23 protein-coding genes are annotated in these 26,683 nt (G+C 67.4%); 12 read left to right on the plus strand and 11 right to left on the minus strand.

All coding sequences use genetic code 11. The features are described from left to right. Positions 1-83: 83 nt before the first annotated feature. The 5 genes from FHW84_RS00820 to corA all read left to right on the plus strand — a co-directional run bounded on the left by FHW84_RS00820 (position 84) and on the right by corA (position 4,803). On the plus strand, positions 84-1,064 hold the full coding sequence (locus FHW84_RS00820; protein ID WP_167252228.1) for a PhoH family protein: 981 nt from the start codon (positions 84-86) through the stop codon (positions 1,062-1,064). Further along, positions 1,061-1,534: an rRNA maturation RNase YbeY gene (gene ybeY / locus FHW84_RS00825; RefSeq protein WP_167252229.1), complete on the plus strand. Its 474-nt coding sequence runs from the start codon at positions 1,061-1,063 to the stop codon at positions 1,532-1,534. The genes FHW84_RS00820 and ybeY overlap by 4 nt, the downstream gene beginning before the upstream one ends. A gap of 93 nt (positions 1,535-1,627) precedes the next feature. Next, positions 1,628-2,476, plus strand: a complete 849-nt coding sequence (locus tag FHW84_RS00830) for a transporter associated domain-containing protein (protein WP_167252230.1) — start codon at positions 1,628-1,630, stop codon at positions 2,474-2,476. A gap of 32 nt (positions 2,477-2,508) precedes the next feature. Then, positions 2,509-3,726, plus strand: a complete 1,218-nt coding sequence (locus FHW84_RS00835) for a DUF4105 domain-containing protein (RefSeq protein ID WP_167252231.1) — start codon at positions 2,509-2,511, stop codon at positions 3,724-3,726. A gap of 45 nt (positions 3,727-3,771) precedes the next feature. Further along, a complete protein-coding gene (gene corA, locus FHW84_RS00840) occupies positions 3,772-4,803 on the plus strand; it encodes a magnesium/cobalt transporter CorA (RefSeq protein WP_167252232.1) in 1,032 nt (343 codons plus the stop codon). Between the two features lie 111 nt (positions 4,804-4,914). Here the strand turns inward: corA and FHW84_RS00845 are convergent, their stop codons facing one another. Further along, complete coding sequence (locus FHW84_RS00845; protein ID WP_167252233.1) at positions 4,915-6,999, minus strand: S9 family peptidase; 2,085 nt, start codon at positions 6,997-6,999, stop codon at positions 4,915-4,917. Between the two features lie 149 nt (positions 7,000-7,148). Here FHW84_RS00845 and FHW84_RS00850 point away from each other — a divergent pair, with 149 nt between their 5' ends. The 7 genes from FHW84_RS00850 (at position 7,149) to FHW84_RS00880 (ending at position 16,985) form a co-directional block, all read left to right on the plus strand. Next, positions 7,149-8,879, plus strand: coding sequence for an oligopeptide:H+ symporter (locus tag FHW84_RS00850; RefSeq protein WP_167252234.1), 1,731 nt, complete (start codon positions 7,149-7,151; stop codon positions 8,877-8,879). Positions 8,880-8,958: 79 nt separating this feature from the next. Further along, positions 8,959-10,287: a hypothetical protein gene (locus tag FHW84_RS00855; RefSeq protein WP_208399562.1), complete on the plus strand. Its 1,329-nt coding sequence runs from the start codon at positions 8,959-8,961 to the stop codon at positions 10,285-10,287. Positions 10,288-10,379: 92 nt separating this feature from the next. After that, complete coding sequence (locus tag FHW84_RS00860; protein ID WP_167252236.1) at positions 10,380-10,811, plus strand: pilin; 432 nt, start codon at positions 10,380-10,382, stop codon at positions 10,809-10,811. A 340-nt stretch (positions 10,812-11,151) separates the two neighbouring features. Further along, a complete protein-coding gene (locus FHW84_RS00865; protein ID WP_167252237.1) occupies positions 11,152-11,586 on the plus strand; it encodes a pilin in 435 nt (144 codons plus the stop codon). A gap of 118 nt (positions 11,587-11,704) precedes the next feature. After that, on the plus strand, positions 11,705-13,729 hold the full coding sequence (locus FHW84_RS00870; protein WP_343203545.1) for a tetratricopeptide repeat protein: 2,025 nt from the start codon (positions 11,705-11,707) through the stop codon (positions 13,727-13,729). Positions 13,730-13,732: 3 nt separating this feature from the next. Continuing rightward, a complete protein-coding gene (locus FHW84_RS00875; protein ID WP_167252238.1) occupies positions 13,733-15,682 on the plus strand; it encodes a hypothetical protein in 1,950 nt (649 codons plus the stop codon). A gap of 28 nt (positions 15,683-15,710) precedes the next feature. After that, complete coding sequence (locus tag FHW84_RS00880; protein WP_167252239.1) at positions 15,711-16,985, plus strand: lipopolysaccharide biosynthesis protein; 1,275 nt, start codon at positions 15,711-15,713, stop codon at positions 16,983-16,985. Here the strand turns inward: FHW84_RS00880 and FHW84_RS00885 are convergent. Genes FHW84_RS00885 through FHW84_RS00930 form a run of 10 tightly spaced genes read right to left on the minus strand, consistent with a single transcriptional unit; the run spans position 16,972 to position 26,648 of the window. After that, a complete protein-coding gene (locus tag FHW84_RS00885; RefSeq protein ID WP_167252240.1) occupies positions 16,972-17,967 on the minus strand; it encodes a hypothetical protein in 996 nt (331 codons plus the stop codon). The two genes, FHW84_RS00880 and FHW84_RS00885, sit on opposite strands and share 14 nt — an antisense overlap. 1 nt (position 17,968) lies before the next feature. Further along, complete coding sequence (gene pseI, locus FHW84_RS00890; RefSeq protein ID WP_208399563.1) at positions 17,969-19,015, minus strand: pseudaminic acid synthase; 1,047 nt, start codon at positions 19,013-19,015, stop codon at positions 17,969-17,971. A gap of 11 nt (positions 19,016-19,026) precedes the next feature. Further along, positions 19,027-20,592, minus strand: a complete 1,566-nt coding sequence (gene pseG / locus FHW84_RS00895) for a UDP-2,4-diacetamido-2,4,6-trideoxy-beta-L-altropyranose hydrolase (RefSeq protein ID WP_167252242.1) — start codon at positions 20,590-20,592, stop codon at positions 19,027-19,029. Between the two features lie 11 nt (positions 20,593-20,603). Beyond that, on the minus strand, positions 20,604-20,756 hold the full coding sequence (locus tag FHW84_RS00900; RefSeq protein ID WP_208399564.1) for a hypothetical protein: 153 nt from the start codon (positions 20,754-20,756) through the stop codon (positions 20,604-20,606). Further along, positions 20,753-21,466 carry a pseudaminic acid cytidylyltransferase gene (pseF, locus tag FHW84_RS00905; RefSeq protein ID WP_167252243.1) on the minus strand — a complete coding sequence of 238 codons (714 nt, stop codon included), beginning with the start codon at positions 21,464-21,466 and terminating at the stop codon, positions 20,753-20,755. The genes FHW84_RS00900 and pseF overlap by 4 nt, the downstream gene beginning before the upstream one ends. Further along, the gene (pseC, locus tag FHW84_RS00910) at positions 21,463-22,623 is read right to left on the minus strand and encodes a UDP-4-amino-4,6-dideoxy-N-acetyl-beta-L-altrosamine transaminase (protein ID WP_167252244.1); all 1,161 of its coding nucleotides are present in this window, start codon (positions 22,621-22,623) and stop codon (positions 21,463-21,465) included. Before pseC ends, pseF begins: the two co-directional genes overlap by 4 nt. A 2-nt stretch (positions 22,624-22,625) precedes the next feature. Beyond that, complete coding sequence (pseB, locus tag FHW84_RS00915) at positions 22,626-23,627, minus strand: UDP-N-acetylglucosamine 4,6-dehydratase (inverting) (protein WP_167252245.1); 1,002 nt, start codon at positions 23,625-23,627, stop codon at positions 22,626-22,628. 38 nt (positions 23,628-23,665) lie between these two features. Continuing rightward, the gene (locus tag FHW84_RS00920) at positions 23,666-24,727 is read right to left on the minus strand and encodes a glycosyltransferase (protein WP_167252246.1); all 1,062 of its coding nucleotides are present in this window, start codon (positions 24,725-24,727) and stop codon (positions 23,666-23,668) included. Continuing rightward, positions 24,728-25,492, minus strand: a complete 765-nt coding sequence (locus FHW84_RS00925; protein ID WP_167252247.1) for a class I SAM-dependent methyltransferase — start codon at positions 25,490-25,492, stop codon at positions 24,728-24,730. Between the two features lie 34 nt (positions 25,493-25,526). Then, entirely contained in the window at positions 25,527-26,648 is a 1,122-nt protein-coding gene (locus tag FHW84_RS00930) for a glycosyltransferase (protein ID WP_167252248.1), read from the minus strand. Positions 26,649-26,683 lie beyond the last annotated feature (35 nt).

The raw sequence follows: 26,683 nt of genomic DNA on the forward strand, positions 1-26,683 counted from the left end.
AATTAATTATTGGCAAGCGCGGCCATGCCGGCCGCTTCGTCCGGGTAGCCCTGATGCCGCCCCCGCGCTAATCTCGCGCGCCTATGACTGAGCTCAATCAGCGCGACTTCGCGCTAGACCCCGAAGACAACGCCCGCCTCGCCAACCTCTGCGGTCCCTTCGACGAACACCTGCGCCAGATCGAGCTGCGCCTGGGCGTGGAAATCGACCACCGCGGCACGCTGTTCCAGGTGATCGGCGAGGACGCCGCCGCGCGCGCGGCGGAAAAAGTGCTGCGCGCGCTGTACGCCGCCACCGAGCACGAAGCCCTCACCGGCGCGCGCATCAACCTGCACCTGGCCGAATCCGGCATCGACGCGCTCACCGCCGAAGCGGCCGAAGGCGCGCAGGAAGTGGTGATCAAGGTCAAGCGCGGCGTGATCAAGGGCCGCGGCCCGAACCAGGCGCGCTACCTGCACGCCATCACCACCCACGACATCAGCTTCGGCGTAGGCCCGGCCGGCACCGGCAAGACCTACCTGGCCGTGGCCAGCGCGGTGGAAGCGCTGGAAGCGAACCGCGTGCAGCGCCTGCTGCTGGTGCGCCCCGCGGTGGAAGCCGGTGAAAAGCTGGGCTTCCTGCCGGGCGATCTCTCGCAGAAGGTGGACCCGTATCTGCGCCCGCTGTACGACGCGCTGTACGAAATGCTCGGCTTCGAGAAGGTGGCCAAGCTGATCGAGCGCAACGTGATCGAGATCGCGCCGCTGGCCTATATGCGCGGCCGCACGCTCAACGATTCGTACGTGATCCTGGACGAGGCGCAGAACACCACGGTCGAGCAGATGAAGATGTTCCTCACCCGCATCGGCTTCGGCTCGGTGGCGGTGATCACCGGCGACGTCAGCCAGGTCGACCTGCCGCGCAACGTGCGCTCGGGCCTGCGCCATGCGATCGAGGTGCTGCGTGGCGTGGACGGCATCAGCTTCACCTTCTTCACCTCGCGCGACGTGGTGCGCCACCCGCTGGTGGCGAAGATCGTGCGCGCCTACGAGGCCTTCGAGCAGAAGCCCGAGGAGACCCGGTGAGCGCTGCCGCCGCGTCGAATCTGGCGCTGTCGGTGGGCTACGCCGCGCCGCGTGCCGGCGTGCCCGCCTCCGCCAGCTTCCGCCGCTGGGTGGAAGCGGCGCTGCGCGGAGCGAAGCGGCGCAAGGCGACCGAGCTGTCCATCCGCATCGTGGACGCCAAGGAAGGACGCGCCCTGAACCGCGACTACCGCGGCAAGGACTACGCCACCAACGTGCTGTCCTTCCCCGCCGAACTGCCGCCCGGCGTGGCCCTGCCGCTGATCGGCGACCTCGCCATCTGCGCCCCCGTGGTGGCCCGCGAGGCCGCCGAACAGGGCAAGGCGCCGCGCGACCACTGGGCCCACATGACGGTGCACGGGGTGCTGCACCTGCTCGGCTACGACCACCTCGAAGATGCTGAAGCCGAGGCCATGGAAGCCCTGGAAACCCGCATCCTGGCCGGCCTGGGCATCGCCGACCCGTACGCCTGAAGCTCGCGCGGGCGTGGCTTGCGCCCTGAATCGTCACAAGTTTTGGGCTAGACTCGCCATTCCGCCCTGGCAATGGGCACACCCGCAAGCGTAATGAACGAGGACCCTGGCAGTACCAGCGGCCCGGCCCACCGCAAATGGTGGGATCGACTGGGCCATCTGTTTTCCGGCGAGCCGCGCAATCGCGAAGAGCTGATTGAAGAGCTGCGCTCGGCCCAGGCCAACGGCCTGATGTCCAACGACACCCTCACCATGGTCGAGGGCGCGATCAAGGTCACCGAGCTGAGCGTCGACGACGTGATGGTGCCGCGCGCGCAGATCGTGATGGTCTCCGCCGAAGCCCCGTTGAGCGAGATTCTCGCCATCGTGGTCGAATCCGGCCACTCCCGCTTCCCCGTGCACGGCGAGGACAAGGACGAGATCCTCGGCATCCTGCTGGCCAAAGATCTGCTGAAGTTCGTCGGCGACGGCCGCGATTTCAGCCTGGCCACGGTGCTGCGTCCGGCGGTGCTGATCCCCGAGGCGATGCGCCTGAACGTGCTGCTGGCGGAGTTCCGCCACACGCGCAACCACATGGCCCTGGTGGTGGACGAGTACGGCGGCGTCGCCGGCCTGATCACCATCGAGGACGTGCTGGAGCAGATCGTCGGCGAGATCGACGACGAGCACGACGACGAGGAAGAACCCCAGCTGATGCACGAGCAGGCCGGCGGCGGCTGGCTGGTCAGCGCGCTGACGCCGATCGCCGACTTCAACGAGCAGGCCGGCGCCGCGTTCTCCGACGAGGAGTTCGACACGGTCGGCGGCATGGCCACCTCCGAGTTCGGCCACCTGCCGGAAGTGGGCGAGGAAGTCGCCATCGGCGGCTATCTGTTCCTCGTCACCGAGGCGGACGACCGCCGCGTGCAGCAGTTCCGCGTCACCCGCCTCGCCGAAGGCTGAGCCGTTCTTCACCCTTTAGGAAACGCCCGCCGATGAGCCTGATCGCTCGCACCCTCCTGTTGTTTGCACTGCTGGGGGCTGCGTTCGCCCAGGCTCGGGCGAGCGTGGCCAATGCGCCGGGCGCGAACCTCGAAGTCTCGCTGATCACCTACGGCCCCGGCGAAACCTATTGGGAGCGCTTCGGCCACGACGCCATCCAGCTGCGCGACACCGTCAGCGGCGAATCGGTCGACTTCAACTACGGCGTGTTCGACTTCGACGAAAGCGGCTTCCTGCTCAACTTCGCGCGCGGCCGCATGCATTACCTGATGGATGCCGCGTACACGGCGCAGGACCAGCGCTACTACATCGAATCCGGCCGCTCGGTGACGCGCCAGCCGCTGGCGCTGACGCCGGACCAGGCCGCCGCCTTGCGCGACTTCCTGCTGTGGAACCTGCGCCCCGAAAACGCGCGCTACGACTACGACTACTACGCCGACAACTGCACCACCCGCGTGCGCGACGCGCTGGACCGTGCGCTCGGCGGCGTGATCCGCAAGCAGCTGCAGTCGCGCGCCGGCCTGATGACCTACCGCCAGCAGACCGCGCGCCTGATGAGCGCGCAGCCGTGGCTGATGCTGATCCTCGATCTGGGTCTTGGCCCCTATGCCGATCAACCGCTCACCGCATGGCAGGAAAGCTTCCTGCCGATGGTGCTGGAGCGCGAACTCGCTGCAGTGAAGGTGGACGACGGCGCTGGCGGCACGCGCAAGCTCGCGGGCGACAGCACGCTGGTGTCGCCGAACCGGCTCGACGTGCCACCGGAACACGCACCCGACCTGCGCATGCCGCTCGCCATCGCGGGCCTTGCCTTCGCCGTGCTGCTGATCCTCGCCGCGCGCCGGTGGCCGACCGGCCTCGCGCTGCTCGGCACGCTCTACCTGGTCGCGGCCGGCATCGTCGGCCTGTTGCTGCTGGTGCTGTGGACGCTCACCACGCACCGCTCCGCCTGGGCCAACGCCAACCTGCTGCTGTTCAATCCGCTGGCCTTCGTGCTGCTGCCTTCGCTGTGGCGCGCGCGCCGCGGGCTGGCGGCGTCGCGCCTGGCGGACCGCGTCATCCTGCTGCAACTGATCGCGCTCGCCGTGGCACTGGGCCTGCACGCGTGGCCCGGCACCGTGCAGCAGAACCAGCCCTGGCTGCTGTTCGCGATCCCATGCTGGCTGGCGCTGTCGTGGAGCCTGCGGCGCGGGCTGCGCCGCCTGCGCTGAACCGCAGGAACTTGCTATTGAACCGTGCGTGAGGCCCTGGGCATCATGCGCGCCATGACTCTGAGTCCCCGCCCCGCCCCTGCGCCCGACGACGCCAAACCCGCCATGGTGGTGAACTGCGTCGCCTACAACACCCGCGACGGCAAGCGCATCGGTGACGTTACCCTGGATGCGATCAGCGACGTGCTGAAGCAGCCGGACACCTTCGTCTGGGTCGGCCTGCACGAGCCCGACGAGTCGCTGCTGCTGAAGCTGCAGGAAGAATTCGACCTGCACGATCTTGCGATCGAGGACGCCCAGGCGGCGCACCAGCGCACCAAGATCGAGGCCTACGGCGAGTCGCTCTTCATCGTGGTGCAGACCGCGCAGCTGGTGAACGGGCACATCGCCTTCGGCGAAACGCATATCTTCCTCGGCGCGCGCTACCTGGTGACGGTGCGCCACGGCGCCTCGCTCTCCTACGCACCAGCGCGCCGCGCCTGCGAGCACACGCCGGACCTGCTGGCGCTGGGCCCCAGCTATGGCCTGTACGGCGTGCTCGACTTCATCGTCGACAACCTGCTGCCGATCGTGCGCGAGTTCAAGGAAGAGCTGCAGGAGCTGGAAAAAGACATCTTCGGCGACACCTTCAAGCGCCGCACCGTGCGCCGCCTGTACGACATGCAGCGCGACCTGATGACCCTGCGCCTGGCGGTGGCGCCGCTGCAGGACATCATCAGCCAGCTGGTGCGCATGCATCCGCACCTGATCCAGGACGAGCTGCGCGCGTATTTCCGCGACGTGTACGACCACGTGTTCCGCGTCAACGAGTCGATCAGCGCCATGCGCGAAATGCTCGCCGCGGCGATCAACATCAACCTCTCGCTGGTCACCTTCAACCAGAACGAAGTGATGAAGAAGCTGGCCGGCTGGGCCGCGATGCTGGCCGCGCCCACCCTGATCACCAGCTGGTACGGCATGAACTTCCACCATATGCCGGAGCTGGAGCAGACCTGGGCATATCCGGCGATGATCTGCCTGGTGATCGGCGTGGTGGCCGGCATCTATGCGTGGCTGAAGCGGTCGCGCTGGCTGTAACTGCCGATCACGACCGCCGTAGGTTGGGGTGAGCCGCAGGCGAACCCCAACGCAGGCATCTACGAAGCGCATGTTGGGGTTCGCCTCTGGCTCACCCCAACCTACGCCGCATTACTTAGATGGCGCCGTCCATTGCTTCAGCCAGGCGTTGACCGTCTCGTGCCACTGCACGCTGTTCTGCGGCTTCAGCACCCAGTGGTTCTCGTCGGGGAAGTGCAGGAACTGGCTGGGAATGCCGCGGCGCTGCATCGCGGTGAACGCGCCCAGGCCCTGCGTATCCGGAATGCGGAAGTCCTTGCCGCCGTGCACCACCAGCATCGGCACGCGCCAATCCTTCACGTGGTTCAGCGGATTGAACTTCTCGTAGTTCTCCGGATGGTCGTAGGCCGTGCCGCCGTTTTCCTTCTCCTCGAACCAGAGTTCTTCGGTGGCGTAATACATCGAGCGCGTATCGAACACGCCATCGTGGTCGACCAGGCACTTCCACGGCTCGTTCCACACGCCGGCGATCCAATACACCATGAAGCCGCCGTAGCTCGCACCCAGCGCGCAGGCACGGTTGCCATCGAGGAAGCTGTACTTCGACAGTGCGCTCTTCCAGCCCGCCTTCAGGTCGTCCAGCGGCTTGCCGCCCCAATCGCCCGAGATCGAATCGGTGAACGCCTGGCCGTAGCCGGTAGAACCGTGGAAGTTGATGGTGACCACGGCGAAACCCTGGCCCGCATAGGTCTGCGGATTCCAGCGATAGCTCCATGCGTTTTCCATGGCGCCCTGCGGGCCACCATGGATGATGAAGGCCACCGGATACTTGCGGCCGGATTTGTAATTGGCCGGCTTCACCACATAGCCCTGCACCGGCTCGTTGTTCCAGCCCTTGAAGGTGAAGAACTCGGCATCGCCCATCTGCGCATTCTTCAGGCGCTGCTCGTTGTAGCGGGTCACCTGCTTCAGGCCCTTGCCCTGCAGGTCGGCGGTGTAAAGGTCGGCCGGATGCTTCAAGTCGTCGCGCTGCAGCAGCAACCTGGACTTGCCCAGCGAATAGCCGCCGACGGCGCCGTCGGTGACCAGGGTGCGCACCTTGCCGGTAGCCGCGTCGATGGCGAACAGCGGATGCTGGCCGTGGTCGTCGGCGCCGGCGTACAGCGTCTTGCCGTCGGCGGAAATCTTCAGCGCGCCGGCGGAGCGGTCCCAGTCGGGCGCGACTTCGCGCTTCTGGCCGCTGTCCAGGTCCAGCGCGGTGATGGCGAAGCGGTCCGCTTCGAAACCGGGTTCTTTCATGGCCAGGTAGTACAGCGTCTTGCCGTCGGGCGACGCCACCGGGAACGCATCCCAGGCCAGGTTCGCGGCGGTGAGGTTCTTCGGCGCGGCGGAGCCGTCGGCCGGCACGCTGTAGACGTCGAAGTTGGTCGACCACGGCTCGGTCTTGCCGGCGATGCGCGCATCGAAATACACGGTGCGGCCGTCGGGCGAGAAGCTGAATTCGTCGTCGCCGCCGAACGGCTTGCTGGGCACGTCGCCGTCGATGCCGCGGCTGAGCAGGCGCGGCGCCTCGTCGCTGCCCAGGTCCGCGATGTACAGCTGCGCGCAGCGGCCGTCGGCCCAGGTATCCCAGTGGCGCACGAACAGCTTGTCGTACACCGTGCCGGTGGACTTGTCGGCTTCGCGGCCGTCGAGCCGCTCCTTGGTGCAGGCCAGGTCGTTGCAGTCGGTGAAGACGTCGAAGCTCATCAGCGCCTGCTTGCCGTCGGGCGACAGCACGAAGGCATTGACGTCGACCGGCGTGTGCGTCACCTGCGTCGGCGCCGGCGCGGTCTTGCCGAGCAGCCCCGCCTTCGATTCGCTGGAACCCCAGCGCCACAGCTGCGACACGCCGTCCTTCGCCGCCAGGTAATAGAACGACGCGCCATCCGGCGCCCAGCGCGGCGAGGAACCCTTGTCCACCATCTTGCGCGGCTTGCCGCCCTGCTGCAGGTCCAGCAGGTAGATGGCGGTGACGCCCTTGTTCGCGGCGTAGTCGGTGCTGCGCACGGTGTACAGCGCGTAGCGGCCGTCCGGCGACAGCTGCGGATCGCCGACACGGTCCATCATCACCAGGTCGCGGATATTGAACGGATGCGGCGAGTGGTTCTCGACTTCGGCCGCCACGGCGGAGGACGCCGCCAGCGACAAGGCCAGCGCGGCAAACAGGGGCTTCATGGGCAGGATTCCCTCGGTGGAACGAAGCGCAGACGGTACAGAGGCCCCGCCACGCGACGCAAGGAATAACGCAGCACGACGGGTACTTGCAGCGGGCACCGGGCGGCCCGCGCTCGCTATACTCGGCGTTTTTGCAGTCCGGCACGCCCATGGCATCCACCCATCCCGCCCTTGCGGCCACGCTCGATCGCGACGAGCTGTTCGGCCATCCCAAGGGCCTGTACGTCTGCTTCTTCACCGAGATGTGGGAGCGTTTTTCGTTCTACGGAATGAAGGCGCTGCTGGCGCTGTACCTGATCAAGCACCACGGCTTTACCGACGCGGAAAGCCTGTCGGTGCTCGGCGCCTACGGCGGCCTGGTCTACGCCACGCCGGTGCTGGGCGGCATCCTGGCCGACCGCTACCTGGGCATGCGCAAGGCGGTGCTGCTCGGCGGCGTGCTGCTGTGCCTGGGGCATCTGGGCATGGCGGTGGAAGGACATGCGGCCACGGTGGGGCCGGATGGCGTGGTGCATCGCGACCTGTTCGCGCTGAGCGTGTTCTATCTGTCGCTCGCGCTGATCATCAGCGGCGTGGGTTTTCTCAAGCCGAATATTTCCACCGTGGTGGGCAAGCTGTATGCGGACGGCGATCCGCGGCTGGATTCGGGTTTCACGCTGTTCTATGCCGGCATCAATGTGGGCGCGCTGTTCTCGGCGCTGATCTGCGGCTATCTGGGCGAGCGCTATGGCTGGAGCTATGGCTTCGGCGCGGCGGGCATCGGCATGCTGGCGGGCCTGGCAGTGTTCCTCACCGGCCAGAAATACCTGCAGGGCCATGCGGAGCCGCCGGATCCGGCAGCGCTGCGGCGCCGTCTGTTCGGCCCGCTGACGGTGGAATGGACGATCTATCTGTGCGCGGCGCTCGCCTTGCCGGCGCTGTGGGCGCTGATGCAATTGGGCAACGCCGTGCTGTGGCTGCAGGTGGCCACGATGGTAGCGTGGCTGGGCTGGCTGGCCTGGTACGTCACCGCGCGCTGCACCAGGGTGCAGCGCCAGCACATGCTGGCCTGCGTATTCTTCGTGGCGGTGTGCCTGCTGTTCTTCACCCTGTACGAGCAGACCTACGGCTCCTGGGTGCTGTTCAACGACCGCATGCTGACCAAGGACCTGTTCCCCGCCCTGGTGATCCGCGAAGGCCACCCGGTGCCGTGGTCCACCCTGCCCCTGGTGCTCAGCCCCTTCCTGGTGGCGCTCGCGCTGCGCCTGCGCGGCGGCCGCCTGCCCGGCCTGCTGCTCGGCGGACTCACCCTGATGGGCGTGGTCTTTATCGTGCGCGACTGCATCGTGCTGCCGCAGACGGCCAGCTCGCTCACCTATCTGGGCCCGCTCTTTATCGTGCTGCTGGCGCCGATTGCCGCCTGGCTGTGGCCGTTCCTGGAACGCCATGGACTCAATCCGTCGAAGCCCGCCAAGAGCGCGATCGGCCTGGCCTTCGCCGGCCTTGCCTTTATCCCCTTGCTGATGGGCAACCCGGACCCGGCTTCCGGCGCGCTCGGCAGCGTGTGGTGGATCGCGCTGGCCTATCTGCTGATCGAGATGGGCGAAGTAGCCCTTGCCCCGATCGGCCTCTCGGCCGTCACTGAGCTGTCCGTGCCGCAGGTAGCCGGCCTGATGATGGGCGCGTGGTGGCTGGGCACCTCGTTCTCCGAACAGCTGGCCTCGATCCTGGGCAAGCTCGCCGCACTGGACGTGCCGGCGGACGGGCAGATCGACATGGCGGTGGCGGCGGCAAAGTATGGGTCGCTGTTCCAGCAGATGGTGTGGCTGGGGTTGGGGGCTGCCGTGGTTGCGCTGGTTGTGACGCCGGTGGTCAAGCGGTGGATGCTGGGGGTCAGGTGATTTGCGTTTTGGGGGCTGAGCGCTGAGGATCGTGGGTTCTCAGGGTGTGGACAGGGGCGGCACAGGCATGAAGGCAGCGATGGGCATGACCCGGGCATCCTCGCGCGCATGGATTCTTCTGCTGGCCGGCATCGGGCTGCTTGCCTTTGTGTTGCGCTGGTATTACGTGACGCACGCTATCGTCTATTCGCCGATACGCGGCGATGCGATCGAGTACTACAGCTATGCATGGAACCTGCTGCATCACGGCGTGTTTTCGCTGGCCAAGCCCAATGTCGCGCAGATCGTCAGCGACAGCTTTCGCGATCCTGGCTATCCGGTGTTCCTGGCTGCATGGATCGGCGCGCTGGAAGAGTTTCCCGACTGGTATCTATCCCTGCTGATCGGCCAGGCGGTGCTGGGTGCGCTGACCGTGGTGCTGCTGATGGACGCTGCGCGCGGCTGGCTGCCGCCGCGCTGGATCGGCGGCGCCGGTGTGCTCATGGCGATCTGGCCGCATAGCATCACCATCGCCGGCTATGTGCTTAGCGAAACGCTGTTCGGCTTTCTGATGGCGCTGGCGCTGTATGTGCTGAGCGTGGCGCTGCGCCGTTCCAGTACGTGGCTGATGGCTGCAGCCGGCCTGGTATTCGGCATGGCTGCGCTCACCAATGCCGTGGCGATTCCGCTGGCGCCGCTGCTGGCCCTGCTGCTGTGGCTGATGAAGCGCGTGCCGAAGCGCCTACTGGCTACGCTCGCGCTCGCAGCCTTGCTGCTGCCGCTCTGCTGGATGCTGCGCAATGCTCATGTGGGTGGCGCCTCTTCCGGCGGCCGCGCGGCGATGAACCTCGTGCAAGGTTCCTGGCCGGAATACCACGACAGCTTCTATCGCAATGCCATGTATGGCGATGCGGAGGCGAGGCAGAACCTGGAGAAGATGAGCGCTGAATACCGACTGGTGCAGGAACACCCCGCACAGGGCCTGGGCGCGATAGCGCAGCGCATGTCCGCCGCGCCGGGCCGCTATATCGGCTGGTATCTGGGCAAGCCCCTGCTGCTATGGGACTGGAACATACGCGTCGGGGCGGGCGATATCTATGTCTATCCCACGCCCTACTCGCCGTTCTACGACAAGCTGCCGCTGCGTGTGATCGTCGCGCTATGCCATGCGCTCAATCCGGTGCTCATGCTGTTCATGCTGATCGGCTGGATCGCGGCATGGCTGCGGAGGCGGCAGGCGGAGCCGATGGCGATCGTCATGGCGGCCACTGCCATGTTCGTCACTGCGGTCTATTCCGTCTTGCAGGCGGAACCCCGCTATTCGATTCCGTTCCGGGGCATCGAACTGCTTCTTGCTGCCTATGGCGCTTGGCAACTGGTGGGTTTTGCCATAGCTAGACGCGTAGCCGTCCAAACTGGCCCAGCGTGACGCCAATCACAGCTCCAGCTGACATTGACTGACCACATCAAGATTGGTACGGGACGTGCTATCCCCGGAGTGCATCCATAGGGGGATTTACCATGTCTCGCACGACAGCCAAGGGCTTTACCCTGATCGAACTGATGATCGTGGTCGCGATCATCGCCATCCTGGCGGCGATCGCTATTCCGGCGTACCAGGATTACGCCATCCGTGCCCAGGTGGCTGAAGGCATAAATCTTTCGGCCGGTGCGAAGTCGGCCATTTGGGATTACGTCTCCAATACTGGTCAGTTCCCGCCGAGTAATGCGTCCGCCGGCTTGGCGCTGCCTGCGCAGATCACCGGCAAATACGTATCGAGCGTCGACGCTACCGGTGGCGCCATCCATGTTGCCTACAACGGCGCGAGCGCCAATGCCGCCATCCGTAGCCAACAGCTGGTGCTTTCGCCGATCACGCATGCGGGAAGCATCACCTGGACTTGCAGCCAGAGCACGCTCGACAAGCGCTACCTGCCGTCATTGTGCCGCTGATCACACTGTGACTGGGGCGGCCGGGACAACGACAAAAATTGTCACTTTCCGCCCCATTTCGGCTGGTAATCCGCAGGTTATCGAGATCACGTTTTCAGGCATTCGGATAGCCCAAGAACCTTCGCTTGTGACTATTCGTGATGCCTTGCACAATCCCTGACCCTGGCTGTATGCGGCAATACCGCCGCGGTAAAAATGGCATGCAAGCTGCATCCATCTACCGCGAGCTTCCTGGTCGTTCCTGACCGCAAGTTATGGGGACCAATCCCGCCTAGGGGGATTCGGGACTGGGGCTCAGGGGGCATCACTACGGTTAGCTAACCAAAACAGAGGAACCACCATGAAGAACGTGCAGAAGGGCTTTACCCTGATCGAACTGATGATCGTGGTTGCGATCATCGCCATCCTGGCCGCCATCGCCATCCCGGCCTACCAGGACTACACCATCCGTTCGCAGGTTTCTGAAGGCCTGAGCCTGGCCGACGCTTCCAAGACCTCGTTGGCCGAGTACTACAGCAACTACGGCGACTTCCCGACCAACCAGACGTCCGCTGGTCTGCCGGCCCCCACTGCGATCTCGGGCAACTACGTGAAGCAGGTCGATGCCACCGGCACCAAGGGCCAGATCCAGATCACCTACGGCAACAAGTCGAACACCAAGATCACCGGCAAGATCCTGATCCTGTCGTCGTCGACCACCGCCGGCAGCACCACCTGGAAGTGCAAGTCGACCACCGTCGACCCGAAGTACCTGCCGTCCAGCTGCCGCAACTAATCGCTGCGCGCTGTTGCATGTGTTGTCGAAGGGCCGCCTCGCGCGGCCCTTCGCTTGTCTGTAAGCTGCGACGCCACCGCTGGGTGCCGTCCGCGACGAACGAATCCCTACGCCTGCCGTGAGCGCTCCCATTTCCAGCCGACACTCTCCCGCCAGGCTGCAACGCCTTTCCACGCTGCTCGCCCTCGTCGCCTTGCTCGCCGCGGCGTGGCTGGCCTATCGCCCGGGATTGAGCGGCGATTTCCTGTTCGACGATTTCGGCAACCTGCCGGATATCGGTGCCACCGGACCGATCCACCGCGCCGACACCCTCGCGCGCTATCTCACCTCCGGCACGGCTGACCCGACCGGCCGGCCGCTGACGCTGGCCTCGTTCCTGATCGATACGCGCGAATGGCCGGCACCGCCGTATCCGTTCAAGCGCACCAATGTACTGATCCATCTGCTGAACGGCCTGCTGCTGTACCTGGCGCTGGCGCGGCTCGGGCGCGAATTCAAGCTGGCGGTGACGCCTGCACGCGTGGCCGCGTTGATCGGCGCCGGCGCATGGCTGCTGCATCCGCTGCTGGTGTCGACCACGCTCTATGTGGTGCAGCGCGAAGCAATGCTGCCGGCGACGTTTACGCTGCTCGGCCTGCTCGGCTGGATGCAGGCACGCAGCGCCCTGCAACAAGGGCATATCAAGCGCGGCACGCTCGGCATGCTGCTCGCGATCGGCGGCGGCACCCTGCTTGCCACGCTGGCCAAAGGCAACGGCGCTCTGCTTCCGCTGCTGGTGCTGCTGGTGGAGTGGCTGGTGCTGGCGCCTGCACAGCCGATGCCTTCGGAACCTGCGCGCCGCCGCCTCAAGCTCGGCGTCGCCGTGCTGCTCGCCCTGCCTTCAGCCGCTCTGCTGGCATGGATGATCGCGGGCATTCCCGGCTATATCCACGGCACGCCGCTGCTGCGCAGCTGGACCATGGGCCAGCGGCTGCTCTCCGAAGCCCGCGCACTCGGCGACTACCTCGGCATGCTGGTGCTGCTCAAAGACTCCACCCTGGGCCTGTTCACCGATGCCTTCGCTCCATCCACCGGCTGGCTGCAGCCGTGGACCACCCTGCCCTGCATACTGCTCATCGCGGCGCTGATCGTCTTCGCGATCGCCACACGCAGGCGCTGGCCGGCGCTCTCGCTCGCCATCCTGTTCTATTTCGCCGGCCATCTGCTCGAAAGCACCTGGCTGCCGCTGGAGCTGTACTACGAGCACCGCAACTACCTGCCCGCGCTGCTGCTGTTCTGGCCGCTGGGCGTGGCGCTCGGCATGCCGGGTCCGCTGCCATGGCTGCGCCGTTGCGCCGGCATGGCGATATTGCTTGCGCTGGCAACACTCACCTACCAGCGCGCCGGCATCTGGGGCGACGGCTATCTCCAGGCACAGATCTGGGCCGCCTTCAATCCGGCGTCGGCCCGCGCCCAGGCGGCAGCTGCGCAGTACCAGATGGAGCATGACAAGCCCCACCTGGCCGCGGCGCGCCTGACCATGGCCATGGCCACGCACCCCGACGATCTGCAGATACCGGTAAACCTGATCGGCGCGCAATGCCGCTTCGGCCCCGCCAGCCCCGCCGCGCTGGACGGTCTGCGCCGCGCGCTGTCCACCGCAAAAAATGGCGGCACGCTCGGCTTCGACTGGCTCAATACCGCCATTGACATGGCCGCCAGCCACAGCTGCGAAGGCCTGGATCTCGACGCCGCGCAAAGCTTTATCGACGCCGGCCGCCGCAACCCCAACTGGTCCGTCATCCCTGGCCGCCGCCAGGACATGCAGCACCTCCAGGGCATGCTCGAGCTGGCCCGCCAGGACCCCGACGCCGCCCTGCAAGCCTTCAACCATGCCCTGGCGGAAGAACCCGGCCCCGCCACCGCGCTCGAACAGGCCGCCACGCTCGGCGCCCACGGCTACGCCCGGCAAGGCCTGGCGCACCTGGATTATTGGCAGACGCTTCCGGCACCATCCCAGCCTTCCCGCGGCATGCCTAAACTGCATGCCTGGGTGCTGGCGCACCAGCATTACTGGGAGCACGAAATGGCGCACCTGCGGGCCACCCTCGCCGCCGACGCCGCCACGCAGGCCCGCCCGCCATCACCGTCTTCACGCGATTGAGCCATGCCCACGGATACGCGCTACAAATACCTGCTGCTGCTCGCCCTCGCCCTGCTGGCGACCGCGGCGATCTATATCCCCGGCATGACCGGCGGCTACGTGTTCGATGACTTCCCCAACATCATCGACAACACCGCCATCCACGTTACCCAGTCCAGCTATACGGCCTGGATCAATGCCGCGCTGTCCTCGCCCGCCAGCGCGCTGCACCGTCCGCTGGCCTCGCTGACCTTCGCCGCTAACTGGCTGTTCACCGGCTCCGCGCCGGGGCCGATGAAGGTCACCAACCTGATCATCCATCTGCTCAACGGCGCGCTGCTGTACGGCATGCTGGTGGAGCTGCTGCGGCTGTACGCGATCAACCGCAAGAGCCGCGGCGACGTCGACGAGCCGCGCGCGCGCTGGCTCGCCTTCGCCGTCACCCTCGCCTGGCTGCTGCTGCCGATCAATCTGCAGGCCGTGCTCTACGTGGTGCAACGCATGGAAAGCCTGTGCCAGCTGTTCGTGCTGGCCGGCCTGTGGGGCTATCTGCGCGAGCGCCGCCGCATGCTCGAAGCGGACAGCATCAAGCAGGAAACCAGCGCCTGCGTCCGCGCCGCGGCCTATCTCGCCGTGGGCACCGTGCTGGGCGTGACGGCGAAGGAATCCTCGGTCCTGCTGCCGCTGTATGCCTTCCTCGCCGACCTGATCCTGTTCGGCCTGCGCCGTGCCGACGGCAAGCCGCAGCGCAGCCTGTGGCTGCTGTACACGCTGATGCTGTTCGTGCCGGCGGTGCTGGGGCTGGTGTGGCTGATGCCGCACGTGCTGCCGGCGCAGGCCTGGGCCAACCGCACCTTCACCCTCGGCTCGCGCCTGCTGACCGAGCCGATGGTGCTGATGGAATACCTGCGCTGGACCCTGCTGCCGACACCGGGCTCGCTCAGCCTGTATCACGACGAGATCAAGGCCTCCACCGGCCTGCTGCAGCCGCCGGCCACGCTGGCCGGCTTCGTGGTGATGTTCGCGCTGATGGCGCTGGCGGTATGGCAGCGGCGCGAACGTCCGCTGCTGTCGCTGGGCATCGCATGGTACTACGCCGCGCACGTGCTGACCGCCACCATCATTCCGCTGGAACTGGTCTACGAACACCGCAACTATTTCGCCGCGATCGGCACGCTGCTGGCGGTGTTCTCGCTGCTGATCGGCACCGCGCGCGAGATCGCGCTGCCGATCGTGCGCGGCGCCATCGCCGCCCTGCTCATCGTGTGGTTCGCCGGCCTCACCCTGCTGCGCGCGCAGGAGTGGTCCGATCCGCTGCACCTGGCCATGATCGAGGCCGACCGCCGCGACCAGTCGCCACGCGCCAACTACGAAGCCGCCCGCCTGCTGATCGTCGTCTCCAATTACCAGGCCTCGCCCGCGCTGGACAAAGCCTGGCATTACCTGCGCCGCTCCGCCGCAATCCCGGGTTCGTCCACCCTGTCCGAACAGGCCATGCTGATGGTGGCCGACCACGATGCGCAGGGCGACGACGCGGCGATTTGGCAATCCATGCTGGCCAAGCTGCGCGCGCAACCGATCAGCGAGGAAGATATCTCCGGCCTGATCTCGCTTACGCGCTGCCGCGTGCAGACCTCCTGCATGTTCGATCCCGCCAACCTGCAGCAGGCTTTCCTCGCCGCGCTGTCGCAGCCCGCACCGACGGGACGCCTGCTCGCTGCCTATGCGATGTTCGCGCGCGAACTGCTCAACGACATCCCGCTGACCGAGGAATACCTGCGGCGCGCGGTCGAGAAGTCGCCGGGCGAAGCGGCGTATCGCCTGGATATCGCGCGCATCTACGCCTCGCAGGGCAAGCTGGAGCTGGTGGTGCAGCAGATCGACGCGCTGCGCCGGCTGAACAAGTACGGCCAGCTCGATGCGCAGATCGCCGCGCTGGAGCAGCTCGCCGAGCGCGGACCGAAGACGCCGTGAGGAGGCTTCGCTTGCCCGCGCCGCAATCATGAAGCCGCTGTCCGGCCTGATCGCGCGATGGCGGCACAGCGTGCTGGCGCGCAATGCCAGCCTGGCGGTCGCGTGGCAAGGACTGCGCGTCGCAGGGCAGGCCTTGTGGATGATCGTGCTGGCGCGCCAGGTCGGTCCGTCCAGCTATGGCCTGTTCGCCGGCATGGCAGGCCTTGCCACGGCGCTGGGCACGCTCACCGGTTTCGGCTTCGGGGTGCTGATGCTGCAGGACACCTCGCGCGCCCCGGAACGCTTCGCCGCCACCTGGAAGAATGCACTGGGCATGGCCCTGCTTACCGGCGCGGGACTGCTGCTGGTGTTTATCGGCGCAGCGTTCGCGCTGTTCCATCGCGAAGGCACGCTGGCGATGTATGTCGCCATCGGCATTCCGGAACTGTTGTGCGTGCCGCTCACCATCGTCTCCAGCTACGCGTTCCAGGCGCACGAGCGCATGGGCTGGGCCGGCGCACTGTTCTCGCTGGTGCCGCTGGGCAATCTCGCCGCGGTGGCGGCGTTTTCGTGCATGCCGGGCGCGGCGAGCATCGGCGCCTATCTGCCCTTCCATGCGGCCTCGTCGATCCTCGCCGCGCTCACCGCCGTGATGCTGGTGCGGCGCAAGCTCGCGCCGGCACCGGAGCGCTTCGCGCTGCAGCCGCGCGATGTGCGCGAAGGCGCCGCGTTCTCGCTGATGCGGCTGGCCGATACCGGCATGACCTCGCTGGACAAGACCCTGGTGCTGCAGCTGGCCGGCAGCGAGATCGCCGGCATCTACGGCTCCGCTTATCGATTGGTCGCCGTGCTCGCCATGCCCGCCACCGCGGTGGGCGCCGCCGCCCTGCCCCGGCTGTTCCGCGCGGATCTCGAACAATCCGGCTCGAACCCGCACCTGCTGCGCACGTTGATCGGCGTGAACGTGGCCTGGGGTGTGCTCGCGGCGTTCGGCGCCTTCGCCGCCGCCTATCTGCTGCCGCTGCTGCTCGGGCCGGGTTTTGCCGGCGCCACGCGCCTGGCCTGGTGGCTCGCGCCATGGCCGCTGCTGTACGGCTTGTACACGCTGGGCTGTAACGTCCTGCTCACCAGCCAGCGGCGCCATCTGCGCACCGGCGTGCAGGCGCTGGGCATGGGCGTGATGGCGGTCGCGGCGGTGCTCACCATGCCGCGCTTCGGCCTGGCCGGACCGGCCGCGATGCTGCTTTCCACGCAGGCGCTGCTGGTGCTGCTGGTGTGGGGCCTGATCTGGCGGCAACGCCGCCGCGGTGTCAGTCCGGCTTAGCGTCGAAGCGCACTACGCGCACGCCGAAACCTTCGAACAGTTCCGCCAGCGTCGACGGACGTCCATCGATGGTGATCGGCACGGCGTCCGCCGCCGTGGCGTGGCAGGCGATGTCCGGATACGCCACCACGATATTCGCCAAGGCCGACGTGAAGTAGCTGACCACCTGGTTCACGCCCAGCTTCGCCACCACTTCTTCCGCCGGCAATGCCGCAAGCGCCTCGTCGAGCATCCGCCACCGCGGCGGCGGCGCCACCGCTTTCTGCGTGTAGTGCGGCTTGTAGATCACCTTGCCGCCGAGACGCTCCACGTAGGCAAACGTGCGCGCGCGCAGGAACGCTGCCTTGTCATTGCCCACCACCTGCTCGATGGGCTGATCGAGAAACAGCACGCCGCCTTCGGCCGGCCGATCGGGCGCGGCTGCCGCGGCCAGCCGCAAGCGCTTCACCAGCGGAAACCGCGCGGCGCGCGCGATCATGTCCGGATGCGTGAAGTACCCGCCGGCGACCGGCAATGCATCTACGCCGCTCAGATGCCCCTGGTAGACCGTATACGGCATGCCCGCCAGCGCGGCCTTGGCCTTCTGCCGCAGCCGCCACTTCCACGACGCCAGCGGGCTGCGCGCGTCGTAGTAGTTGAGAATGCCGTCCTGGTAGATGTAGCGGCGCCCCGCCTGCGGATGGAACAGCGCGTAGTTCGCCAGCGGATTGAACGGATGCGGCGCATACAGCGCCACGTCGTCGTACTCGCGCAGGATGCGGTCGATCTCGCGCCCGGCGCGCCGATAGCGCAGTACCCGCGGCCCGCGCGGCGCATCGCAGCCGCCCAGATACGAAACCTTCGGCCCCAGCGCGTGCAGCACGTCCGCGCGCAGATCGGGATGGAACAGATGCAGCTCGCCCTGCGCCTCGCCCGCCAGTTCCAGCATCGGCAGCAGGTGGAACGGCGTGAAGCCGATCAGGATGGAAGCGATGCGCGCCACGTCAGCGTTCGATGCTATCCCAGCCGACGGGGCTGTTGGCGTGCACCGCCTTGAGCACCGTCTTGCCGATCACCTCGTCCAGGAATTTCGGCGCCAGGCCGTAGCCCGGCCGCACCGAACGCACCGCATCGGCGCCGATCACGTCGCCGGGCTGCAGGTCCTTGACGAAGTACAGCGAGCGGCGGAATTTCAGATTGCCGCGCTCGCTGGACTTGCGGCCGTAGTCCACCCGGCCCAGCGCTTCCCACGCCACCTTGGTGTCGCGGCACAGCGCGCGCAGTTCTTCCGGCTCCAGCGAGAACGCATCGTCCGGGCCGCCACCGCTGCGGTCCAGGGTGAAGTGCTTTTCGAGCAGCACGGCGCCCATCGCGATGCTGGCGATGGCCGTGGCGTTGCCCAGCGTGTGGTCGGACAGTCCGGTGAGCACGCCGTAGCGCCCGGCCATGTCGCCGATGGTGCGCAGGTTGTAGTCGCCTGCCGGCGCCGGATAGCCGCTGACGCAATGCAGGATGCACAGCTCCTTGCAGCCGCCCGAGCGCGCGGCGTCGATCGCCTCCTGGATCTCGTCCTGGTCGGCCAGGCCGGTAGAAATGATCATCGGCTTGCCGGTGCGCGCCACATAGCGGATCAGCGGCAGGTCTACCGCTTCGAACGAAGCGATTTTGTAGGCCGGCGCGCCCAGCGATTCGAGCAGGTCCACCGCGGTGGCATCGAACGGCGAACTGAAGATGGTGATGCCCACCTCGCGGGCGCGCGCGAACAGCGCCTCGTGCCAGGCCCAGGGCGTATGCGCTTCCTGGTAGAGATCGTGCAGCGTGCGGCCGGCCCAGGGGCCGTCCTTGATCTGGAAATCCTCGGCATCGCTATCGAGCGTGATGGTGTCGGCCGTGTAGGTCTGCAGCTTGATCGCATCGGCGCCGCAGGCCTTGGCCTCTTCCACCAGGCGCAGCGCGGTATCGAGCCTGCCATTGTGATTGGCCGACAGTTCGGCGATCACATACGGCGGCTGGTCGGCGCCGATGCGGCGCCCGGCAATGGTGATATGCATCTGACTCATCCTTACCTCGATACCGGAGCCCGTTCGCGCCATTGGCGGGCGGTCAGGCCAAAACCGACGCTGTCCACGGGATGGCCCGGTTCCGGCAGCGCCTCGCCGGTGAAGCCCAGCGCGCGGTGCATGGCCTGCGAGCGTTCATTGGACAGCAGCGCCTGGCCACGGACCTTGCGCAGGCCAAGGGTACCAAACGCGTGATCGAGCGCCGCGGCGCCCAGCCGGCGGCCGGTGCCGGGCGGCGCGCCCGGCACCGCATAGAAGCCCCAGTCGGCGACATCGTCGGTGGCGGCTTCGGTGAAATGCACGAAGCCCAGCGGCTGGCCGGCCTGCTCGACGATCAGCAGATGGCGGCGCGGATCGGCCGCGCTGCGTTCGTACCAGGCGCGGTGTTCGGCGATGCCGATCTCGTGCGTGGTGTACATGTGGCGGCGCACGTCGGGGTGGTTGCGCCAGGACAGTACGGCGTCGAGGTCGTCGGGGCGCATCGGCCTGACGGTGGCTTCGTGCGAGGAGGATGGGCGTAATGCCAGGTCCTCGATGCAGATGCGTACGCGCTGCAGGCCAAGGCCATCGCATACATTGGAGGCCGCCGATGACATGGCGCGCCAGGTGTCTTTCGCCAACACGTCCTGGATGACCCCGGGAATGGCATCGGCAATCTCGTCAGGACCGCCCAACACGATCGCTGCACCACGCTCCGCCAGCGCCTGAGCTCCCGCACGCTGATTGTCGGCGAGGACGACGAGCAAGGAGGGCAGCCCGAGGCAGCAGCGCTCCAGCGCGGAGACCCCTGCGGCGCCAATGGCCAGATCGCATGCCGCGAGCGGAGAGGCAAGATCCTTCACATCGTGAAGAAATGCGCTCGGCCAAGGACTGCGCCTGGCCTGCGCCCGCACACGTGCGCCCGAGGTGGCCTGAGCGCCAAGCACTACCACCACCAGGCAATCATCCGGCAGCTCGGCCCGGCCCAGGCCTTCCAGCGCATGCAGCGTGGCATCGGCTGGATCGCCGCCGCCCATGCTGATCACGATCTTGCGCATCGACGCATCACGTCGATGCGCGAGACTGAACTCGCGCTGCCGCCGGAACTCCTCGCGCAACATTGCGTAACGCGGGCCGGCCAACACGCGGCAATCGGCAGGCACCAGCCCCGCATAGTGTTCGGCGCGGCGCCCGACATTCTGGTCAATCAACATCTGCACAACGTGCGGCCGGTCGGCGAGATCGTCAATCGCCACAAGTTTCCCGGCGTGGGGCTGCAAGGCCTGTTCCCACCGGGCATCCAGTGCGTAGTGATCCACGATCAGCACGTCGACGCTGCCGCCGAGCGCCTCGATCGTCGCCTCGGCATCGCCACGCTCATCCATGGCAGCCGCTTCGCCATCGGCCGGCAGCAAGGCCAGCTCGAAACCTTCCGCAGCAATCCGCGCGCCCAGATGCCCCGGCAACTCGCGGCAAACGAACCGGCACGAAGCTCCCTCCTCGCGCAGCGCACGCGCCAGCGCCAGGCAACGCATCACATGCCCGCTGCCCAGCTGGAACGACGCATCGGCGCGAAAGGCTGCTTTCATGCCATCGCCCGCTAGGCGGTCTTTTCGAGCAGGAACCAGGTGATGTCGTCCTGCGGGAAGCTGGAGCCGCGGCGATAGGCGAAGCCGTAGTCGATCAGGCGCAGGTCCGGATAACGGCCCATGATCTCGCCGCAGAACGCTTCCTGCCCGGTCTTGTAGGTCATGCCTGTTCCGCCTCGTGATTGCCTTGCGCCGCACGCTGGGCGCGGAACATCCATTCCGCGCGGATCCAGTCTTCTTCCGTATCGATGTCCTGCACGCGGTGCCGCGGAATCGCCAGCCCCGCGCCCGATGCATAAATGCCCACGCCATCCAGCCAGGCCTGCACGCGGCCCCAGTAGAACTGGCCCGCGTCGTGCCAGGCTTCTTCCAGGTCCTGCGAGCGCGTGCCGGCATGCTCCGGCACGAACATCGCCACCCGCCCTTGCGCCGACAAGCGCAGGGCGCGCTGGATCGGGAACGGGAAGGTGGTGACCGGGAAAACGTAATCGCAGTCGCCCGTATCGAGCATGTGCAAGCCACGCTCGATATCGCCGGCTTCGACGAACGGCGCGGTGGCGTAGATGCAGCACACGTTGCGCGGCGCGTCGCCTGCCCGCTGCAGCTCGCCCACGGCGTGGCGGATGACCGACACCGTGTCGGCGTGATCGCCGGCCAGCTCCGCGGGACGCAGGAACGGCACTTCGGCACCGAACGAGCGCGCCACCGCGGCGATCTCCTCGTCGTCCGTCGACACCACGACCCGCTCGAAGCACCCGCTGCGCCGCGCCGCCTCGATCGACCAGGCGATCACCGGCTTGCCGCAGAACGCACGGATGTTCTTGCGCGGAATGCGCTTGCTGCCGCCGCGCGCGGGGATCACCGCGAGATTCATACGCCCAGCGCCCGGCGCAGCGACGCGATCACTTCGTCCTGCGCCGCATCGGTAAGCATCGGATACAGCGGCAGCGTGATTGCCTCCGCGTAGTAGCGCTCCGACTCGGGGAACTCGCGCCCGGCCATGCCGTGCTCGCGGTAGTAAGGCTGCGTATGCACCGGGATGTAATGCACGTTGATGCCTATGCCATCCGCGCGCATCGCTTCGAATACTTCCAGGCGCGTGCGCGGGATGCGGTCCAGCTGCAGCCGCACGGTGTACAGGTGCAGGCCGGAATAGCCGTCCGGATGCTGCCACGGCAAGGTCAGCGGCAGGCCGGCCAGCAGGCGGTCGTAGCGTGCGGCCAGCTCGTGCCGGCGTTCCAGGTAAGCGTCGATCCTTCCCAGCTGGCTGATGCCCAGCGCCGCCTGCAGATCGTTCATGCGGTAGTTGTAGCCCAGCTCCACCTGCTGGTAGTACCAGGGGCCGTCGGAAGCGTGCGTCATGCGCGCCGGATCGCGCGTGACGCCGTGCGCGCGGAACAGCGCCATGCGCTCGGCCAGCGCGGCATCGTTAGTCATCGCCATGCCGCCTTCCACGGTGGTGATGATCTTCACCGGATGGAAACTGAAGATGGTGATGTCGCTGTAGCGGCTGTTGCCGATGCGCTCGCCCAGATAGCGCGCGCCGATGGCGTGCGAGGCGTCCTCGACGATCTTGAAGCCATAGGTCTGCGCCAGCGCATGGATGGCGCGCATGTCGCAGGGCTGCCCCGAGAAATGCACCGGCACCACCACCTTGGGCAAACGCCCTTCGGCTTTGGCCTGGATCAGCTTCTGTTCGAGCTTGACCGGGCAGAGGTTGTAGGTACGCTCGTCGATATCGACGAAGTCCACCTGGGCGCCGCAATAGAGCGCGCAGTTGGCCGAAGCGACGAAGGTGATCGGCGTGGTCCACAGCCAGTCGCCTTCGCCCAGCCCCAGCGCCAGGCAGGCCACGTGCAGGGCCGAGGTGGCGCTGTTCGCGCCCACGCCGAAGCCGGCGCCGACATAAGCTGCGACGGCGGCTTCGAACTTCGGCGTCATCGGACCCTGGGTGAGGAAGTCCGAATGCAGCACTTCGATCACCGCGTCGACGTCGTCCTGGGTCACGTCCTGCCGGCCGTAGGGAATCATGTTCAGATCCCCGCCTCGCGGTGCAGCTGCAGGATGCCGTCGTTATCGAGGAAATGCGGGTTGGTGCCGGAGTTGTATTCGAAACCCTGCGGCACCGGGGTGCCCGTTTCGCCCAGCCCGTTGACGGCGAAATCGTTGGGCCGGTTGAAGAAGGTGATGGTGGGGCGGATCACGTAATGGTCGTCGAACTCCAGCGTGAGATGCGAGTCGTCGGCCGGGCACATGATCTCGTGCAGCTTCTCGCCGGGGCGGATGCCGACGATCTTGTGCGCCATCTGCGGCGCCATCGCGCGGGCCAGGTCGACGATGCGCACCGAGGGGATCTTCGGCACGAAGATTTCGCCGCCGTGCATGCGCTCGAAATTCTTCAGCACGAAGTCCACGCCCTGCTGCAGCGAGATCCAGAAGCGCGTCATCGCCGCGTCGGTCAGCGGCAGCGCATCGCAGCCTTCGGCCAGCAGCTGCTTGAAGAACGGCACCACCGAGCCGCGCGAGCCGATCACATTGCCGTAGCGCACCACCGAGAAGACGGTGCGGTGGCCGCCGGCCATATTGTTGGCGGCGACGAACAGCTTGTCGGAGGCCAGCTTGGTGGCGCCGTAGAGGTTGATCGGATTGGCCGCCTTGTCGGTGGACAGCGCGATCACCTTGGCGACCTCGTTCTCCAGCGCCGCGTGGATCACGTTCTCCGCGCCGTGGATATTGGTCTTGATGCATTCGGTGGGGTTGTACTCCGCCGCCGGCACCTGCTTGAGCGCGGCGGCGTGGATCACGTAGTCCACCCCGCGCATGGCCTGCACCAGGCGGCCGCGGTCGCGCACGTCGCCGATGAAGTAGCGCATGCAGGGCGCGTCGTACTGGCGCTGCATCTCGTACTGTTTCAGTTCGTCGCGCGAATAGATCACCACGCGCCGCGGCTGGTAGCGGCCGAGCAGGGTCTGCACGTACTGCTTGCCGAAGGAGCCGGTGCCGCCGGTGATCAGGATGGACTTGCCGTCAAACATGGGATGCAACCTCAGCGGAATTCGTGGAATGGGACGGCTCAGCGGATATGCGGAATGCCATAGCGCCCCAGCATGCTCAGTTTTCGCGGAAACAGCACGACGTCGCGCAGATAGGCCGCCAGGCTGGCCCGGCGCATGCCCTGGGCGACGCGCCGGCGCTGGCGCAGCGCGCGGAAGTCGCTGGCGATATAGCGCAGGGTCGGCAGGTAGATCTCGCTCCACACGCGCGCATCGCGCTTGACCAGCGCCAGCGCCAGCCCTTCGAGCAGCAGCGCGGCGGCGTGCAGGGTCAGCAGCGGCCACACCGCGATCGTCGGCGTGCAGACCACCATTACCGCGGTCTTGTTGCGCTCGCTCAGGCGGCGGCGGCGGAAGGTGGTGTTGAGGCGGCCGGCGTCCACGCGGTTGCCGCCGAAGCTGGCGCCCTGGCGATGGATATAGCCGCTTTCCTGCGCCACCAGCACCGGCACGCCGCGCAGGCGCGCCAGGCAGCACAGGTACATGTCTTCGGCGAGGGAGCCCATCCACTCGGGGAAACCGCCCAGTTCTTCCCACAGGCTGCGCGGCAGGAACAGGCAGGCGCCGATGGTGATCGCCACCTGGCGGCGCGCCACGTCGAGGTTCGGCACGGGGTTGTAGAACAGGTCCAGCCGGCAGCCGCGATCGACCAGTTCGCCGGAAGCCCAGTCGTACTGCGGCAGCGTGGCAATGCAGGGCGTGGCCTGCTGCGCGGCCACGCCGAGCAGGGCGCGCAGCGCGCCGGGCTGCAGCGCGGCATCGTTGTTCAGCAGCAGCACGTAGCGGCCGCGTGCGTGCGCGACCATCCGGTTGTTGCCGATGCAGAAGCCGACATTGCTGCGCGCCGCCAGCAGTTCCACCTGTGGATAGCGCTCGCGCAGCCACTCCACCGAGCCGTCGGTGGAAGCGTCGTCGTGCACCAGCACTTCGAGTGCGATCTCGGCCGCCTGGGCAAAGATCGAATCCAGGCATTCGGCCAGCAGTCCGGTGCCGTTGTAATTGGCGATACAGATGGAGCAAACCGGATCGGCCACGCGCTCCCGCGCCGGGTAAAGCTCGACGTCAGAGGCGCTGCCAGCCATTCAGCGGCCCTCGCCGGGCGCTTTCAGCAGCAGCCAGCGATGCAGCGCCAGCGGCGAATAGCCGCCGGCGCGCGGCCTCTGCCGGCCGGCCAGCCGGCTGGCCAGGCCCCAGCCTACGCGGCCGCCGGCGGTGGCCAGCAGCAGCGCGCTGTCGCGCGGATTGCCGCCCTTGCCCAGCACCTCGAAACCGGCCGCGCGGGCCAGGGCGATGTATTCCTCGCGCCGGAAACCGCGTCCGCCGGTGGCGGAGGCCACGCGGTTGCCGGCCAGGCGGCCGATCAGCGAACGCAGTTCCTCGCCCGGGTCCACGATCAGCAGCGGCGCGCCAGGCCGCAGCATCGCCGCGATCTGCGCGAAGGCCGCGCCGACTTCGGGGCGGTCCAGATACATCAGCGAGGTGACGGCCATGGCGCCGGCCATGCTGCGCGGGCGGAACGGCAGCGCGCGCAGGTCGGCCAGCACCGCTCCACCGCCGGCTTCGGCCATGCGCTGGCAGTACCAGCCGCTGATGTCCTGGCCGACCACGAACAGATCCGGGCGGGCCGTGGCCAGGGTTTGCGACAGGCGGCCGTAGCCGCAGCCCAGGTCCAGCACGGCGCCGCCTTCGGCGCCGATCGCCGGGGCGAACATCTCGCGCACCAGCCAGGCGTGCCAGTCGTGCAGGCGGCCGTTCGCCTCGTCGGTGAAACCTTTGAACAGCACGCCGCGGCGCGTGGCGCCGAGGGCCCGCGCCCGTTCGTCCCAGGTCTGGCGGTTGTCGTTCATATGCGGAGCAAAGCCTGTCTCAATGCAGCCGGTCTCAGTGCAGCAAGGTGCGGGCGATGGCCCGCAGGTCGAAGCGGGCGGCGGCTTCGGTGCCTGGCAGGAAGCGTCCGGTAGGCGCCGCCACGGCGGCGGCCAGCGCCCGCGCGTAATCTTCGGCGGACACGGCCTGGGCGACAACACCGCAGCGCAGTTCCTCCACCAGCCGCGGCAGGTCGCCCACCGGCATCGACACCACCGGCCGGCCCAGTTTCATGGCGTCGGAAAACACCACCGGGATGCTTTCGATGCGCGAGGGGATCAGCAGCCAGTCGGCCCGTGCGATGGCGGCTTCGGCCTGGTCCTTCGAAAGAAAGGCACCGAGCAGCACCGGCCTCCCGGCGCGCTGCAAGGCCTCGACGGCCTCGCGCACGGCCGGCTCCAGCGGGCCGCCGCCCTGGATTTCCACCTGTTCGATGCGCTGCCAGTCGGCATCGCCGAGCAGGCCCAGCGCCTGCAGCAGCAGGTCCACGCCCTTGTTCGGATGCCAGCGGCCCAGGAACAGCAGCCGATATGGCGCCTGCGCCCGCGGCGGCGGCGGCTCGCCGGCCGTGCCGATGGAGCGGGTGCTGGGCAGGAAGTCGACCGGGATACCGGCGATCCTGCGGGCGTCGTCGGCCAGCACGTAGCCGTCCGCATAAGCCTTGCCGGCCTGCCGGATCACCCGCCCCAGCATGCCGCGCAGCACCGGCACGCGGCCCAGCGACCACACGTCGCTGCCCAGCAGCCACACGGTGTAGGCCAGGCCGCGGCTGGCGGCGACGCGGCGCGCCCACTCGCCGCAGGGCAGGCCCCACAGCGCCAGCACGCGCGGCTTGCCGCTGCCGACGGCCGCGCGCGCGGCGCGCATGCCGCCGCGCAGCACACGGGCCAGCCAGTAGAGGTCGCCCGGGCGCCACGGCTTCAGCGTGGACAGCGGCTTCGCCGGCGCCGCGTAGCGAATCACTTCGATATTCGGCGCGTACTGCTCGCGCTCGTCGCGCGGACCCGGCGCCACCACGCGCACCGCGGCCTGCCGCGCCAGTTCCTCGACCAGGTCGGCCACGAAGGCGCCCGCCGCCTCGCTGCCGTCTCCGCGGATCGGAAACGAGCTGGTGATCACGACCATCGATTCAGCCATGCGTGGTCACCGCTGCGGCCGGCCGGCAAGCGCGG

Origin of the sequence: Dyella sp. SG562, from assembly GCF_011759495.1 — a bacterium.
Classification (GTDB): Bacteria; Pseudomonadota; Gammaproteobacteria; order Xanthomonadales; family Rhodanobacteraceae; genus Dyella_D; species Dyella_D marensis.